The organism is Pseudomonas syringae group sp. J248-6 (assembly GCF_032586995.1).
Lineage (GTDB): Bacteria > Pseudomonadota > Gammaproteobacteria > Pseudomonadales > Pseudomonadaceae > Aquipseudomonas > Aquipseudomonas amygdali.
The window spans coordinates 465,941-482,692 of the sequence record NZ_JAWHOP010000002.1 but is presented as its reverse complement, the minus strand read 5'-3'; the positions used below and the strand labels follow the sequence as shown (position 1 = coordinate 482,692).

The 16,752-nt window shown below is 56.8% G+C and carries 13 protein-coding genes; 7 read left to right on the top strand and 6 right to left on the bottom strand.

Annotated elements, in window-relative coordinates; translation table 11 throughout:
* The first annotated feature begins 75 nt into the window (after nucleotides 1-75).
* Together RYC17_RS04265 and RYC17_RS04260 are read left to right on the top strand one after the other, a co-directional pair.
* A complete protein-coding gene (locus RYC17_RS04265) occupies nucleotides 76-1,560 on the top strand; it encodes an ATPase domain-containing protein (RefSeq protein ID WP_058401468.1) in 1,485 nt (494 codons plus the stop codon).
* Nucleotides 1,557-3,587: a response regulator gene (locus tag RYC17_RS04260; RefSeq protein WP_122259051.1), complete on the top strand. Its 2,031-nt coding sequence runs from the start codon at nucleotides 1,557-1,559 to the stop codon at nucleotides 3,585-3,587. The genes RYC17_RS04265 and RYC17_RS04260 overlap by 4 nt, the downstream gene beginning before the upstream one ends.
* A 69-nt stretch (nucleotides 3,588-3,656) precedes the next feature.
* Here RYC17_RS04260 and RYC17_RS04255 read toward each other — a convergent pair whose 3' ends face one another.
* The 5 genes from RYC17_RS04255 to RYC17_RS04235 all read right to left on the bottom strand — a co-directional run bounded on the left by RYC17_RS04255 (nucleotide 3,657) and on the right by RYC17_RS04235 (nucleotide 10,348).
* The gene (locus RYC17_RS04255) at nucleotides 3,657-4,034 is read right to left on the bottom strand and encodes a response regulator (RefSeq protein ID WP_054986020.1); all 378 of its coding nucleotides are present in this window, start codon (nucleotides 4,032-4,034) and stop codon (nucleotides 3,657-3,659) included.
* 144 nt (nucleotides 4,035-4,178) lie between these two features.
* On the bottom strand, nucleotides 4,179-5,360 hold the full coding sequence (locus RYC17_RS04250; protein ID WP_058401466.1) for a hybrid sensor histidine kinase/response regulator: 1,182 nt from the start codon (nucleotides 5,358-5,360) through the stop codon (nucleotides 4,179-4,181).
* On the bottom strand, nucleotides 5,354-5,968 hold the full coding sequence (locus RYC17_RS04245) for a chemotaxis protein CheB (RefSeq protein ID WP_058407468.1): 615 nt from the start codon (nucleotides 5,966-5,968) through the stop codon (nucleotides 5,354-5,356). The genes RYC17_RS04250 and RYC17_RS04245 overlap by 7 nt, the downstream gene beginning before the upstream one ends.
* Entirely contained in the window at nucleotides 5,965-6,786 is an 822-nt protein-coding gene (locus RYC17_RS04240) for a CheR family methyltransferase (RefSeq protein ID WP_058401465.1), read from the bottom strand. Before RYC17_RS04240 ends, RYC17_RS04245 begins: the two co-directional genes overlap by 4 nt.
* 49 nt (nucleotides 6,787-6,835) lie before the next feature.
* Entirely contained in the window at nucleotides 6,836-10,348 is a 3,513-nt protein-coding gene (locus tag RYC17_RS04235) for a response regulator (protein WP_058401464.1), read from the bottom strand.
* A gap of 333 nt (nucleotides 10,349-10,681) precedes the next feature.
* On the opposite strand from RYC17_RS04235, the gene RYC17_RS04230 reads away from it, so the two are divergent.
* Both RYC17_RS04230 and RYC17_RS04225 read left to right on the top strand, forming a co-directional pair.
* Nucleotides 10,682-11,041, top strand: a complete 360-nt coding sequence (locus tag RYC17_RS04230) for a response regulator (RefSeq protein ID WP_058401463.1) — start codon at nucleotides 10,682-10,684, stop codon at nucleotides 11,039-11,041.
* A complete protein-coding gene (locus RYC17_RS04225) occupies nucleotides 11,034-12,368 on the top strand; it encodes a glycosyltransferase family 4 protein (protein WP_316902561.1) in 1,335 nt (444 codons plus the stop codon). Before RYC17_RS04230 ends, RYC17_RS04225 begins: the two co-directional genes overlap by 8 nt.
* Here RYC17_RS04225 and cobF read toward each other — a convergent pair.
* A complete protein-coding gene (gene cobF / locus RYC17_RS04220) occupies nucleotides 12,365-13,123 on the bottom strand; it encodes a precorrin-6A synthase (deacetylating) (RefSeq protein WP_058401461.1) in 759 nt (252 codons plus the stop codon). The genes RYC17_RS04225 and cobF overlap by 4 nt on opposite strands.
* Before the next feature lie 129 nt (nucleotides 13,124-13,252).
* On the opposite strand from cobF, the gene RYC17_RS04215 reads away from it, so the two are divergent.
* The 3 genes from RYC17_RS04215 to RYC17_RS04205 all read left to right on the top strand — a co-directional run bounded on the left by RYC17_RS04215 (nucleotide 13,253) and on the right by RYC17_RS04205 (nucleotide 16,751).
* Complete coding sequence (locus RYC17_RS04215) at nucleotides 13,253-14,158, top strand: AraC family transcriptional regulator (RefSeq protein ID WP_058401567.1); 906 nt, start codon at nucleotides 13,253-13,255, stop codon at nucleotides 14,156-14,158.
* A gap of 241 nt (nucleotides 14,159-14,399) precedes the next feature.
* Nucleotides 14,400-15,731, top strand: a complete 1,332-nt coding sequence (locus RYC17_RS04210; RefSeq protein WP_122281345.1) for an ABC transporter substrate-binding protein — start codon at nucleotides 14,400-14,402, stop codon at nucleotides 15,729-15,731.
* 87 nt (nucleotides 15,732-15,818) lie between these two features.
* Entirely contained in the window at nucleotides 15,819-16,751 is a 933-nt protein-coding gene (locus tag RYC17_RS04205; RefSeq protein ID WP_316902560.1) for a sugar ABC transporter permease, read from the top strand.
* The last annotated feature ends 1 nt before the right edge of the window (nucleotide 16,752 follow it).

Below are 16,752 nucleotides of genomic sequence, written 5' to 3'. Positions count from 1 at the left end.
TGTGAACGGTCAGAATGCAGGGAGGTCCAGTAATCAGTGATAGCAAAACCTATATAGGTTATTAGAGGGCGATACTTGAATACGTCAAAAGCGGCAACCGGTATTGAAGGTCTGGATGACATCCTTGCGGGTGGTCTTTCACGCAGTCATGTTTTTCTCCTTGAAGGAGAACCCGGAACCGGCAAGACAACCGTGGCACTGCAGTTTCTGCAGGCAGGCGCAGCAGCGGGTGAAATATCGCTGTACATCACCCTGTCCGAGACTGAAAGCGAGCTACGCTCGGGTGCCGCCTCACATGGCTGGGAGCTTGACGAGCAAATCAATATCTTCGAGCTGACGCCGCCTGAAAGCCTGCTTGATGCGGACCACCATCAAAGCCTGCTGTACTCCTCGGATCTGGAGCTGGGCGAAGCGACGCGGCAGATATTCGAGGTTGTCGAGCGGGTCAAACCCTCTCGCGTGGTGATCGACAGCCTCTCGGAAATTCGTCTTCTGGCGCAAAGTTCATTGCGCTACAGACGCCAGATTCTGGCGATCAAACATTACTTCACGCGTTATAACGCGACGGTATTGCTGCTCGATGACCTGACCACCGAAGCGCTGGATAAAACCGTACACAGTGTCGCCCACGGGGTTATCCGTCTCGAAGCGCTGACACCTACCTATGGTGCCGAGCGCAGACGGTTGAAGATCGTCAAATACCGCGGCCAGAAGTACCGCGGCGGTTTCCACGACTTCAACATCGCCGAGAACGGCATCCATGTATTCCCACGTCTGGTAGCGGCCGAACACCGTTCCGATTACGCCCGCACTCAGGTCAGCAGTGGCATCACGGAGCTGGACGATCTGCTGGGCGGCGGTATAGAAAGCGGCTCCAGCACGCTTATTCTAGGCCCTGCCGGGACCGGGAAATCGCTCATTTCGCTGGTTTTCGCGGTGCAGGCAGTGGCACGTGGCGAGCGCGTGGGGCTGTTCATATTCGACGAAGAAATGGGCCTGCTGTTCGAACGCATGCTCAAGCTCGGCATTGACCTGCGGGCGCTTCAGGAGACCGGCAATCTGGTGGTCGAGCAGATCGACGCGGCAGAGCTTTCTCCTGGCGAATTTGCGCATCGCGTAAGGCGTGCAGTGGACCGCAAGCAGATAAAAACAGTGATCATCGACAGCATCAATGGTTATCAGGCGGCAATGCCGGAAGAGAGCGCGCTGGTTCTGCACATGCATGAGCTTCTGCTCTACCTCAACCGCCAGGGTGCGTCGACCTTCATGACCGTTGCACAACACGGGCTGGTCGGCGACATGCGCTCACCGGTCGACATAACCTACCTTGCCGACAGCGTTATTCTGTTGCGTTACTTCGAAGCCTTGGGCCAGGTGCGGCGCGCGATATCCATCATCAAGAAGCGCACGGGCACTCACGAGTCCACTATTCGTGAATACCGCATCAGTGCCAGCGGTCTGAAGATCGGCGAGCCGCTTGAAGCCTTTCAGGGCGTACTGCGCGGGGTGCCGTCATACTTTGGCGACAAGAAACCGCTGCTTGAGGATGACGACCTGTGAGTACTCCAGGACTGTTGTCGGAGCGCGCAATCATTCTGGCGCCAAGAGGTCGAGACAGTCAGATCGCTATGCGGATCCTCGATGAGGCCGGCTACCTGGCAACGGTGGCCCAGGACTTGTTCGAACTGGTCAAAGAGTTGAGCGCGGGCGCAGGCCTGGCAATCATCGCCGATGAGGCGTTGCGTAATAGTGACATTAAACCGCTGCTGGACCTCATCGGTCGCCAGCCGGCGTGGTCGGATCTGCCTATCGTCCTGATGACTCATCATGGTGGCCCGGATCACAATCCGTCTGCACGGATGGGTAATCTGCTGGGCAATGTGACCTTTCTCGAGCGCCCCTTTCATCCTGTGACACTGGTCAGCCTGGTCGTCACGGCTGTGCGCGGTCGCAGGCGTCAGTATGAAGCGCGGGCACGCATGGAGGACCTGCACGAAAGTGAAGGCCGTCTGCAGAATGCGCTGAAGGCTGGCAGGCTGGGCTCGTGGTTGCTGGAAGCGGAATACCTCAAACTGACTTGTTCGGATATTACTAAAAGTCACTATGGCCGCAACGAGCAGGACACGTTCAATTACGAAGACTGGCTCGCCGCTGTGTATTTCGAAGATCAGCCCAGAATGCAGTCTGCGCTTCAGCGCAGCCTGGACACCGGTGTCGATCTGATCATCGAATACCGCAACGTCTGGCCGGATGGCTCACTCAGTTGGGTCGATGTGCGCGCTCGCGCGATTCGCGGCAAGAACGGTCTGGTCAGCTCTCTGGCGGGTGTGACCTCGGACATCACCGAGCGCAAGCAAGCCGAGTCGCAATTGCGACGCCTCAATGAAACACTCGAGCAACAGGTTGAAGAACGCACCTCGCAGTTACGCCATAAGGAAGACATTCTTCGTCAGTCACAGAAAATGGAAGCAGTCGGCCAATTGACCGGCGGCATTGCTCATGACTTCAACAACATGCTGACCGGTATCATCGGCAGCCTGGAATTAATAAGAAGACGGCTGGCGCGGGGCAATATCGAGGACCTCAACAGCCTGATCGACCTGGGAGTGACCTCGGCGAACCGTGCCGCAGCACTTACCCACCGCCTGCTGGCATTCTCGCGGCGCCAGTCACTGGACTCCAAGCCGGTGGAGATGAACCGTCTGGTCAATGCCATGGACGAATTGCTGCAGCGCAGTGTCAACGAAAGCATACATTTGCAACTGCGCATGGCCAGCGATCTGTGGACCGCAGAAGCGGACCCAAACCAACTGGAGAGCGCCCTGCTCAACCTGGTGCTCAATGCCCGCGATGCAATGCCCGACGGCGGCACGCTGGTGGTCGAGACCTTCAATCAGCAGTTGGACAGGTCGTTTACCAATGCCCATGAGAACCTGCTGCCCGGTGATTACGTGGTGCTGAGCGTCAGTGACAATGGCTGCGGCATGCCGGAAACAGTGATCAGCCGTGCATTTGACCCGTTCTTTACCACCAAGCCTATCGGTCAGGGCACCGGCCTGGGTCTTTCAATGATCTATGGTTTCAGCAAACAGTCGCATGGTCATGTTTCAATCAAGAGTGAAGTAGGCCAAGGCACCACGGTACAGCTGTTCCTGCCGCGCTTTAAGGGGCTTGCAGATGAAGCCGAGCAGAGTTTCCAGAGCAATGCCGTTTACGCCGAAAATGGCGAAACCGTGCTGATCGTCGAAGACGACCCGGCTGTCCGGACGCTGGTCAGTGAGGTACTGAGCGAGTTGGGTTACACCTTCATCGAGGCCGGCGAAGCACTGGACGCCGTGCCGATACTGGAATCAGGCCAGCGTATTGACCTGCTGATCAGCGATGTAGGGCTGCCGGGCATGAATGGCCGGCAGCTTGCAGAAATCGCCAGGCAGCTGCGACCGGAACTCAAAGTGTTGTTCATCACCGGTTATGCAGAGCATGCCGCCGTCCGCGGAGGCTTTCTGGATAACGGTATGCAACTGATTACCAAACCCTTTGCGTTCGACCACCTGACCTCGAAAGTGCGGGAAATGATAGAAGCCTGAGAAACGCTCAGGCTGTGCATGACTCCGACCTGTAAGACGGCCTGCTCACTCGACGGTTAAAGCGCGTCTTCAGGCCAGCAGTTCCTGAATACGCGAATGCAGCGTTTCCATGGTGAACGGTTTGGCGAGAATGGGTGCCTTCAGCGCAATCGGGCTGCCCGAATCGAGTATTTCCGCCGGATAGCCGCTGATGAAGATCACTTTCAACTCCGGTCGAAGCATCACCGCAGGCTCGGCAATCTGTACACCCGAGATACCACCCGGCAGCCGATAATCGGTGATCATCAGGTCAAGGTGGGGTTTGGTCGCCAGAATCTCGAAAGCCTGCTCGCCATTCTCGGCTTTCAGGACACGATAACCCTCTCCAGACAGATAATCGGCCAGAAGCATCAGGATCAGGGGTTCGTCTTCGACGATTAATACGACGTTTTCTGCATCAGCGCTCATTGAACTGCCTTTGATCTTATAAATAGCTGCCATTACGACCACGGCATGCATGGGAGGTTGCGCCGATGTGTGATTAAACTTGATTGCCAGTGGCTATCATCTACATCGCCAGCGGCTTTCACCTGTATCGACAGCAGCTGTCATCTATAAAGGCAGGCAGATACGAAAGACCGAACCCTTGCCCTCTTCGCTCTCTACCTCGATACGACCGCCGTGAGCCATGACGATCTGATCGGAAATGAACAGCCCCAGGCCAAGCCCGGCAACAGCATGGCTACTCGAAACCCGCTCGAATTGCTGAAAGATGCGCTTCTGGTTTTCAGCCGTGATGCCGATGCCCTGATCCCGAACCTCAATGAAGGCCTCACTCTCCCTGCTGTACACATGCACTTCAATCGGTTTGCGCGCACCGTAGCGCAGTGCATTGGTCAACAGATTGGCAACCACTTGCTCGATACGGAACTCGTCCCAGACACCGATCACCGGCTCGTCGGCAAACCGGGTGATCGTCGAATCGGCGGCGGCGATCTGTGCGGCAAAACTTTCCAGCAACTGACTGACCAGTTCGCTCAAGTCAAACGGGCTCGGCCTGATCGACAACTTGCCGGTGCGAATTCTGGAGACATCGAGCATGTCTTCGATCAGGCGGATAAGGCTCTGAATCTGCCGCTCGTCGCGGTCGACCATTGCCCGCAGCTTTTCCATGGTGAACGCCGACGCGTTGTCCTTGGCCAGGTGCAGCTTGCGCAGCTGGGTCTCCAGAATCAGACCGTTGAGCGGCGTACGCACCTCGTGGGAAACTATGGACATGAAGTCATCACGCATACGGATCGCGTGCTCCAGTTCGCCCTGGGTCGACTGCAGACGCTTGAGCAAGGCTTCCTGCTCCTGACGACTGCGCTCCAGCTCTTCGACCTGCAGTTTCATGGCCTTGCGCTGCCGATACAGATCAACGAAAACATTGACCTTGCTCTTTACCGCATGGATATCCAGCGGCTTGTGCAGGAAGTCCACGGCACCGCTTTCATAGCCCTTGAAGGCATAATTGAGCTCGCGACCGGCAGCACTGACGAAAACGATCGGTATGCTCTTGGTTTTCTCGGTGCTGCGCATCATCTCGGCCAGCTCGAACCCGTTCATCCCAGGCATCTGGACGTCGAGGATGGCCAGCGCGAATTCATGCTGCAACAGCAGAGACAATGCTTCGTCCGCCGAGAGCGCCTTGTAGACGAGTCGATCACCGCGCTTGATCAGCGCCTCGAGGGCCAGCAGGTTTTCCGGCAAATCATCAACGATAAGCAGTTTTGCCTGAATTTCACTTAACATGCGGTTCGTTCCAACTCGACCAGCAAGCGGCCAATATCGTTCAGGGAAAGAAGGTAATCCGGCGAGTGTAACGCCAGGCCCGCCTCGGGCATGGTCGACGCCTGGGCCTGCGAGGGGTCTTGAATCACCGTGAAACCACCATATTTCTTGATCTGCAGCAAACCTTGTGCGCCGTCATTATTGGCGCCGGTCAACAATACGCCAGCCAGTCGCGGGCCGTAGGCATCCGCGGCCGAACCGAACAGAATGTCGATACTGGGCCTTGAGTAAAACACCCTGTCTTCCTGACTCAATGACAGTGAAAAGTCAGACTCCACCGAGACGTGGTAACCCGCTGGCGCAACGTACAAAGTGCCCGGCACGATATCTTCCTTGTCATCGGCTTCCTTGACCGGGATAGCCAAGCGATTCTGAAATACATGGGCCAACTGGCTGCGCCGGTCATCCGGCAAATGCAACACCATCAATATAGGCAGACTGAAACCTGGCCGCAGGTTTCTGAATATTTTCAGCAGGGCCTCTACACCACCCGCTGACGCGCCTACGACAATAGCATCGACCACGGGCAACGGGCCGCAGGACAGGTCATCGTCAAAGGCGGTTCTCATAATTTCCGGTAGATCCGCTCGGGTTTCACCAGCGTCTCGAACGCCCCGCCGTAGGCAGAGAAATCCAGGGTTTCCTTACTGCCCAGCGCCAGAAAGCCGCGATGACACAGCGAATCATGAAATAACCCGAAAGCTCGATCCTGAAGCTTTTTGTTGAAGTAAATCAGCACGTTACGACAGGAAATAAATTGCGTTTCGGAGAATACACTATCTGTGGCCAGACTGTGATCGGCAAAAGTGACGTTCTCGCACAGTGTCTTGTCGAAGATCGCGTAATCGTAGGCAGACGTGTAGTAATCGGCGAAATTGCGCTGCCCTCCCGAGTTACGGTAGTTCTCGGTATAGGTGCGCAGGTTATCCATGGAAAAGATGCCCTGCTTGGCCTTTTCCAAAGAGCTGGGATTGATGTCGGTCGCATAAATGATGGTCCGCTCCAGCAGCCCCTCTTCGCGCAATAGAATCGCCGTGGAATAAACCTCCTCACCCGTACTGCAACCGGCAATCCACACCTTGATCGACGGGTAAGTGCGCAGCACCGGCACGACCTCGTTGCGGATCGCCAGAAAGTGCGAAGGGTCACGGAACATCTCACTCACCGGTATGGTGAGAATCTGCAACAGCTGCATGAACACTGCCGGGTCGTGAAGCACACGCTCCTGCAGGGCCGAGATGGTCGCGCAATCGAACTGGCGCAACGCATGGATCACGCGGCGCTTGATTGACGCACCGGAATAGTCGCGAAAATCGTAGCTGTACTGGAGGTAGATCGCCTCTATCAGCAGGCGCAGCTCGATCTCGATGCTTCGATCAAGGTGCATGATGCCATCCGTTTTTGCGCTCCGGAAAGCGCAAACATTGAGCCCTCATTCAAATGCGCTCCATCTTTGGCAGCCAGACGCGAATCAGTGAGAACAGTCGATCCAGGTCGATGGGCTTGGCCAGGTAATCGTTGGAACCTGCCTGCAGACAACGCTCCTGATCATCTTTCATGGCCTTGGCAGTAACGGCGATGATCGGCAGCTTGCGCCAGCGCGGGTCTTTGCGGATCTCGATGGTCGCTTCGTAACCGTCCATTTCAGGCATCATCACGTCCATCAGGACCAGGTCGATGTCGTCGACCTCATTGAGCTTTGCAATCGCTTCAAGACCATTGCGGGCAATTTCCACCACTGCACCCTTGTGCTCCAGAGCGCTGGTCAGGGCGAAGATGTTACGAACGTCGTCATCGACCACGAGGATCTTGCGCGCTTCAAAGACCTTGTCACGGCTGCGCGCGGTCTTGAGCATCTTTTGCCGCTCGTTGGAGAGTTGCGACTCGACCTTGTGCAGGAACAGCGTGACCTCGTCCAGCAGGCGCTCAGGCGAGCGTGCGCCCTTGATGATGATAGAGCGCGAATATTTCATCAGCTCGGCTTCTTCATCACGGGTCATGTTGCGCCCGGTATAGACAATCACCGGCGGAAAGGCGCAGATGTCTTCCGTGGACATGCGTTTGAGCAATTCATTGCCGAGCATGTCCGGCAGTTTCAAGTCGATGATCATGCAGTCGTAGACATTATCGCGCAGCAGGTCCAGTGCCTCTTGGGCAAAACCTACCGCAGTGATTTCAATATCATCGTCGCCGATCAGGCGTGCAATGCTGTCACGTTGCAGCGCATCGTCTTCGACCAGCAGGATGCGCTTGACCTTCTGGGTCAGCTTGGCTTCCAGCTTGGCGAACACATCCTTGAGTTCTTCGCGAGTGGTCGGCTTGACGGCGTAGCCAATGGCCCCCATGTGCAGCGCAGCTTCCTGGCGATCCTCGACGGAAATCACATGCACCGGGATGTGTCGGGTAGGTGCCAGCTCCTTGAGACGCTGCAGTACGGTCAGGCCCGAGTGATCCGGCAGGCGCATGTCCAGCAGGATCGCGTCCGGCGTGTAACGTGATGCCAGGTTGAAGCCCTCATCCGCGGCATGCGCGACCAGACAGTCGTAACCCAGTTCATGGGCCAGATCGAAGAGGATCTGAGCGAAGCGCACTTCATCTTCGATGACCAGAATGCAGCGCCGCTGGAACGGTGCCTTGTCACGATCATCGGCGAACACAGCCACAGGTGTTTCCACCGGCAGCGGGGCCGACTGCTGGATGACCGGCGCGGCAGGAACCGGCAACGGTGGCGCGGGAGGCGCGAGTACAACCGCAGACTCACTGCCTGGCTCCTGAGAGCCTTGCTCGACATAGCTTTCCGGCAACACCAGACTGAAAATACTGCCCTGCCCTGGCGCGCTGGTGACACTGATGGACCCACCCAGCAATGCCGCCAGATCACGGGAAATCGACAACCCCAGCCCGGTACCGCCATAACGCCGGTTGGTGGTGCCATCTGCCTGACGGAATGCCTCGAAAATACCCTGCTGATGCTCCTCGGCGATGCCGATGCCCGAGTCGCGCACGATAAACACGATGCCTGCGCCCGGCTGGCGCGAAACGACCATGCTGACAGCGCCCGCCTCGGTGAATTTGATTGCATTGGACAGCAGGTTCTTGAGGATCTGCTCGAGACGCTGGCGATCCGTGAACAGCATGGTCGGCGCGCCTGCCTGGATGTCGACCGTGAACGCCAGCTTCTTCTCGGCGGCCAGCGGCTGGAACATGCTGCGCAGGCCTTCGACAAGGCGAGATACGCTGCTGTTTTCCGGGCGCATTTCGAGCTTGCCAGCTTCAACTTTGGAAATATCCAGAATGTCGTTGATCAGGTTCAACAGATCATTACCCGCCGAATAGATCGACTCGGCAAACTTGACCTGTTCGGCGGTCAGGTTTTCGCCCGGGTTTTCGGCCAGCAGTTTGGCCAGGATCAACGAACTATTGAGCGGCGTACGCAGCTCATGGGACATGTTGGCAAGGAACTCGGACTTGTATTTGCTGGCACGCTGCAGCTCGTCCGCTCGCGCCTGCAACTCGGCCTGAGCGATGCTCAGCTCTTCGTTGTTGCGGTCCAGCGCATCACGCTGATCGGCCAGTGCCTGACTTTGATCGGCCAGTTGCTCGTTGGTCTGTTCCAGCTCGGCCTGCTGAGTTTCCAGATGTGCCTGAGACTCCTTGAGAATACGCGACTGCTCTTCCAGCTCTTCGTTGGCCGTGCGTAATTCTTCCTGCTGTACCTGCAATTCTTCGTTGAGTTGCTGGGTCTCGGCCAGCACCTCTTGAAGACGCTGGCGATAACGGGCCGCTTCGATCGAGGTGCCGATGTTGTCCGCAATCAGTTCAAGAAACTCTACATCCTGCTCGGTGAGCGGGCGCAAAAAGCCCAGTTCGATCACCCCGTTGACCTGATCGTCATTGCTGGTCGGCACCACTACTATGCTGCGCGGCGAGCCTTCACCCAGACCGGAAGCCACTTTGAAGTAGTTTTCGGGCAGTTCATCCAGCGTGATGATCCGGTCCTGTTGTGCGGCCTGCCCGACAATGCCTTCATCACTGTGAATGGTCTGATCCTGCTGCTCCTGTTCGCGAGAGAAACCGTAGGAAGCAGCACGCGTCAAGCCGCCGTGATCCTGGCGAATGTAGACCGCCGCCACCGACGCGCCCAGATACTGAGTCAGAAACTGAAGGATGTTTCGACCCAACATATTGAGTGTCAACTGCCCGAGTACCTGTTCGGCCAGTTCGCTCTGACCGTTGCGCAGCCAGGCGACTTTCTGCAGACGCTCGGCATTGATTTCCTGCAGCCTGAGGTTTTCACTGTAGGTGGCCGAAAGCGAGAGCAAATCCCGTCGCCCGATATACGCCAGGATAGCGCTGACAATGACCACGAATATCAGATACAGGCTGACGGAAAGAATGGTACTGCGCGTGACCTCTGCGTTGCGGGTCAAGCGAAGTTGCTGCTCCATTTCGACAGCCTGATCGTACTCGGTGCGGATCTGATCAGTAATTCGTTTGCCGCGTCCGGCCAGCACGGCGGTTTGATAGTCGCCGTTGTTGCGCCGTAGATTGATCATCTCCTGAGCAAACGCATTCCACTCCTGTTGCATCGTGGACAGACGCCTGAAGCGGTCCTGTTGCGTCGGGTTGTCTTCGACCAGACCCTTGAGCCCTTCCAGCTCGGCAACCAGCAAGGGTTTGGCGATTTCATAGGGGTCAAGAAAATGCTGATCACCGGTTAGCAGAAAACCGCGCATGCCGGTTTCCATGTCTATCGACAGTTTCATCGAGCGGTTGGTGTTATTGATCACCCGGTCAGTGTGCTCGACCCACTGTATGGCCGTGAGCAGATAACTGATCAGCAAAATGAAGAAAACGGCGCTCAGTACCCCCACACCCAATGGCAAGCCGACGTTACGCCCCAGCAGTTTTCGAAAGCGTTGCTCATCGACAACAGACGTCCGATTCATGAAATATCCCTGACGAGTGGATCAAAACCGTAGAGTTTGCCGCAAAGCCACGAAAAACACTCTTATTTCTGACATAGAGGATTGAAATTTCACACATAAATCGGCGATAAGCTCACCCACATATCGCGTTCATGACGTAAAGCCGTCAATCACCCTCACAATTCGCAGTATTTGAACGTTGATTGAACTTCCACCCGGTTTTTATTTACTGATACAAGGACTGTATTAACAGTGGGCAGGCCGCCGCTCGGTTACTCTGAGCTGCCGGGAAAGGATGCATGGCATTCCATGCTGTCTGCGCGATCACCATTTTTCAGGTTTAAGGAGTCAACAATGCCGGACACAGCCCGCACCATTCTCGTGGTCGAAGACGACGCCATTGTGCGCATGCTGATTGTCGATGTGCTCGAAGAGCTGGAATACAAGGTACTGGAAGCCGAGGACGCCACTTCAGCCCTGACTTTTGTTGCTGACGACGCCAGGCACATCGACCTGTTGATGACTGATCAGGGGTTGCCCGACATGAAGGGCACCGCACTGGCCAAAAAGGTCATCGAACTGCGGCCTCAATTGCCGGTACTGTTCGCCAGCGGTTACTCCGAAAACATTGAGGTGCCGCCAGGCATGCACTCGATCGGCAAGCCTTTTTCCATCGACCAGTTGCGTGACAAGGTAAAAAGCATCCTTGACTGATATCAAAACTGTTGTCAGTCACACCGACACGCACGCCAGTACACGCGTACTGATCATCGGCTACGTATGGCCAGAGCCACGCTCTTCGGCAGCCAGCGGGCACATGATGCAACTGATTCAATGTTTCCTAGAGCAGGACTGGCAGATTACCTTCGCCAGCCCTGCCACTGAAGGTGAGCATCGGGCCGATCTGGTCAGCCTGGGCGTCAAGGAAGTACGCATCGCGCTCAACGACAGCAGTTTTGACCTGTTTGTCAGCGAATTGCAGCCCGATGTCGTTGTTTTTGATCAGTTCATGATTGAAGAGCAGTTTGGCTGGCGCGTCGAGCAGCAATGCCCCGACGCTCTGCGCATTCTGGAAACGTCGGATTTCCAGAGCCTGCGCCATGCACGCTATCAGATCCTGAAGGATTCGCTGAACAGTGATTCGGCGGCTGAACGGGGCGATATTTGTGACGCCTCAACGCCTCGGCTTTTCAAGCAGATAGCTTCCAGCGAGCTGGCGCAGCGCGAGGTCGCATCGTTGTATCGCTGCGACCTGAACCTGATGACATCTGACGTTGAAATAGCATTGCTGACCGGTTCCTTTGGGCTGCCCGCCTCGCTGCTGCACTGGTGTCCGCTGATGATTGACGGCGTTCCCGACAGCTTTCGGCCTTTTGCAGAGCGCGCGCACTTCCTCAGCATCGGCAATTTCCGTCACGCCCCCAACTGGGATGCGGTGTTATGGATGAAAACCGCGATCTGGCCGCTTATCCGCCAGCAATTGCCTGAAGCGCAGCTGCATATCTACGGTGCCTACACGCCACCCAAGGCGACGGCGCTGCACAATGGCGCTCAAGGGTTTCATGTGAAGCACTGGGCCGAAGACGCGCTGCAGGTCATGTCATCTGCACGTATTTGTCTTGCGCCGTTGCGTTTCGGTGCCGGCATCAAGGGCAAACTGATGGATGCCATGCTCTGCGGCACTCCGTCAATCACCACTGCGATTGGCGCAGAAGCCATGGGCGGCGGGCTGCCGTGGCCTGGCGTCATTGCCGATAACCCGAAAGACATCGCTGATGCGGCGGTCAGACTCTATAAAGACCAGCCCCGCTGGCTAGAGGCGCAGAGCGCCGGGCTGGCGTTGCTGCAGGCGCGTTACCAGCATCGGCAACACTGCACGAGCCTGATCGAGCGTATTCAGACCCTTCGCAACGGACTGGCAGAGCATCGTCTGGCGAACTTCACCGGCGCCATGCTGCGCCACCATCACCACAAGAGCACCAAATACATGGCGCAGTGGATCGAAGCCAAGAACCGTAACAAGGCTGAAGATACGGTCTAAGCTGGTTTGCGCAGCAGATAGGTATCCATGATCCACCCCCTGCGGTCGCGCGCTTCGGCGCGCAATAGCTTGATCTGCTCGCACACGTCATCGAGCCTGCCAGACACCAGTATCTCGTCCGCGGTGCCCAGATAAGCACCCCAATAGATATCCAGCCCCTGCCCGAGGTAACGCTCGAATGTGCACTGTGCGTCCAGCATCACCACGACATTGCTGTGCTGCTCAAGCGCAGCCGTCGCCAGGCGTCGCCCTGTGGTGATATGAATCGACTCACCAATGCGATTGAGCGGTATCCGGTGTTGCGCCACCAGGCTCTGAACACTGGTGATGCCGGGAATTACCTGATACTCGAATGATTCCCTGCCGCGCGCCAATACGCGATCAAGGATGCGCATGGTGCTGTCATACAGTGACGGATCGCCCCAGACCAGAAACGCGCCGACCTGATCTGCGCCAAGCTCATCGGTCAACAGCCGTTCGAACAATGCAGCGCGCTGTTCGTGCCAACTCTCGATACCCCGCTCGTAGACGTCAGGGTCGCCTTCGCGCCGTGGGTCCTGAACCTGTACCAGACGGTAGCTCTGATGAGTGATATGGCGCTGGCAAAGCTCTTTGCGCAGGCGCAGCAACTCATCGTCGACATAGCCCTTGTCGAGGATGAAGATCACATCGGCACGGTTCAGCGCAGCAATGGCCTGCAAGGTGATCTGCTCGGGATCACCGGCCCCCATGCCGATCAGCAGGATCTGTTTCATCGGATAACCACTCCACTGTGGCAAATCATGTGAGACGCGTGATCGTAGGTGATTTTTGTCAGCGACCGGGCATTGAAGCTGAAAATCAGGCACATTATCGTTCTGGCAACTGCTGAACACGACATAGCCATGAGTAAAACAACAAGAATCGCCGACCCTTCCTACGAACTGATGGACGACCACAACGGGCTGTCGATCATTTATCGCGAGCACGGTTTCCCCTGTCCGCTGGTGCGTTGGCACTTTCACAAGGAATATGAGCTGCATTTGATTGTTGCCAGCTCCGGCAAGGTATTTGTCGGCGATTACATCGGCAATTTCAACCCTGCCAGCCTGTTTCTGACCGGCCCCAACCTGCCGCATAACTGGATCAGCCAGATCGACGAGGGTGAAGTTGTGGCCAAGCGCGACATGCTGGTCAACTTCACCGATGAACTGCTGGAAAGTGGCAATCAGGTGTTTGCCGAACTAAAAACCCTCACCCCGCTGCTGGAACGCGCCCGCTACGGCATCGAATTTCGCTGCAAGCGCACGATTCGTCAGGCCATGAAGCAGATGCAGAAGATTGCCGACTCACGTGGCATCACCCGCCTGGGGCATTTCTTCATTCTTCTCGAGTTGCTGGCCGCCAGCGACGATTATCAGTTGCTCTCCGGCACTGCGGTCGCCCATACCGCGGACGAGCACAGCGTCGATCGCACCAACCGGGCGGTGGATTACATCTTTGCCCACTATGGCCGGGAGCTGCCGCTGGAGGAAGTTGCCGAGTATCTGGGCATGAAGCCAACCTATTTTTCCAGAGTGTTCAAGCAGGCTACAGGCCGATGCTTTGTGGAGTTCGTCAATCGACTGCGCATCAGCAAGTCGTGCGAATTGCTGGCTGATGGCGACAAACCGGTCACTGATGTGTGCTTTGAATCCGGCTTCAACAATATTTCCAACTTCAATCGGCGCTTCCAGCAACTCAAGGGCATGACGCCCTCGCATTATCGCCGCCTGGCCATGCAGCGCCTGACCGAACAAAACCTGTACTGATTCACCCTGCCCTTGCGCCTATCGTCTACGCTGCAGTTGCGGCGAAGCCAGCCTATGGGCGATTCGGCTCTATCGGCCTTTCGTGCGTCAGTGCAAAAAAGTATCAGTCAGAGTGCGGCGCAGGATTTGTCTTTCAGGCCAAACGCCGGTGTAATCAATCCACATCTTCCTCACCTCCGGAAGAGAAAAAAAACAATAACCATCCTTCTACTGCTCACTGGGCGTGGAAGAGGAGTGATCAATGAAGAACTCAGCAAAACTTCTGCTCGCCAGCTCCGTCCTCAGCACCTGTTTCGTGTTCAGTGGCAGCGCCACGGCCGGGACCGTGACCATCGCCACGGTCAACAACAGCGACATGATTCGCATGCAGCGCCTCTCCAAGACTTTCGAAGAAAAACACCCTGACATCAAACTCAACTGGGTTGTGCTTGAAGAGAACGTCCTGCGTCAGCGCCTGACCACCGACATCGCCACCAAAGGCGGTCAGTTCGACGTGTTGACCATCGGCATGTACGAAGCCTCACTCTGGGGCGAGAAAGGCTGGCTGCAGGAAATGAAAGACCTGCCTGCCAGTTATGAACTGGACGATGTATTCCCCTCGGTACGTGACGGCCTGTCGGTGGATGGCAAACTGTTCGCCCTGCCGTTCTATGCTGAAGCATCGATCACTTACTACCGCACCGACCTGTTCAAGGCCGCTGGCCTGACCATGCCCGAGCGCCCTACCTGGACACAGATTGCCGAATTCGCTGGCAAACTGACCGACAAGTCCAAGGAACAGTACGGTATCTGCTTGCGTGGCAAGGCTGGCTGGGGCGAAAACATGGCGCTGATCACCACGCTGGCCAACGCCTTTGGCGGACGCTGGTTCGATGAGAAGTGGACGCCACAGTTCGATCAGCCAGAGTGGAAGAATGCGCTGAACTTCTACGTCAACACCATGAAGCAGTCCGGGCCGCCGGGCGCCTCCAGCAACGGTTTCAACGAGAACCTTGCGCTGTTCAACAGCGGCAAGTGCGCCATCTGGGTCGACGCCAGCGTTGCCGGTTCGTTCGTGACCGACAAGAAGCAGAGCAAAGTGGCCGACAGCGTCGGCTTCACCTACGCCCCGCATGAGGTGACCGACAAGGGCTCGTCGTGGCTGTACTCGTGGTCGCTGGCGATCCCGACCAGCGCCAAGAACACCAAGGACGCTGCCGAGTTCACCCAGTGGGCCACCTCGAAAGAGTACGCCAAACTGGTTGCCGATACCGACGGTGTGTCCAACGTGCCGCCAGGCACCCGTGCCTCGACCTACACCGATGAATACAAGAAAGCCGCACCTTTCGCCAACATCACGCTGGAGTCGCTGAAGAAGGCCAATCCCAAATCGCCAGCGCTCAAACCAGTGCCTTACGTAGGTATTCAACTGGTCACCATTCCTGAGTTCCAGGCCATCGGCACCAGCGTCGGTCAGCAGTTCTCCGCAGCGCTCATAGGCCAGTCCACTGTGGATCAAGCCTTGCAGAATGCGCAAACAGCGACTGCGCGTGACATGAAACGAGCGGGTTACCCGAAAGAGAAGAAAGAGTAACCGTCCTGTACCAGGGTGAAGGCGAACGCTTTCACCCTGCCGCTAACCTGCGCAACAACTCTGGTGCAATCCGGTTCGGAGCTCCCCATGAATACCTCAGCCTCCCCTGAACGCACGGACCTGTCCGGCGAGCAGCAACCGCTCAAAAGCCGTCGATTCAAGCCGGGCTGGTTTCTGGTCAGTCCTTCAGTGGCACTTCTGCTGGTGTGGATGATCGTGCCACTGGGCATGACCATTTATTTCTCGCTGATCCGCTACAACCTGCTCTCCCCCGGCGAAAACGAATTCGTCGGGCTGGAGAACTTCCAGTATTTCGTCACCGACAGCGGCTTTCTGCCCGGTGCCGGTAACACCTTGCTGCTGGTCGGCAGCGTGCTGGCCATCAGTGTGATCCTCGGCGTGCTGATCTCGGCGCTGCTCGAGGCCAGTGAGTTTTTCGGCCGTGGCATCGTTCGCGTACTGCTGATCTCGCCCTTCTTCATCATGCCCACGGTCAGCGCGCTGATCTGGAAAAACCTGATTTTCCATCCGGTGTCCGGCGTACTCGCGGCAGTGTGGAAGTTCTTCGACGCGCAGCCCATCGACTGGTTTGCCCATTACCCGATGCTGTCGATCATCATCATCGTGTCCTGGCAGTGGCTGCCGTTCGCGATTCTGATCCTGATGACCGCCATGCAGTCGCTGGACCAGGAACAGAAAGAGGCGGCACGTCTGGATGGAGCCGGCCCGATTGCGATCTTCTGGCACCTGACCCTGCCGCACCTGGCACGTCCGATTGCCGTGGTGGTCATGATCGAGACGATCTTCCTGCTCTCGGTGTTCGCTGAAATCTTCACCACCACCAATGGCGGACCCGGCTTTGCCTCGACCAACCTGGCATATCTGATCTACATACAGGCGCTGCTGCAGTTCGACGTCGGCATGGCCTCGGCGGGCGGACTGATCGCGGTAGTAATCGCCAACATCGCGGCGATCATCCTGATCCGGATGATCGGCAAAAACCTCACCGACAAGTCATGAG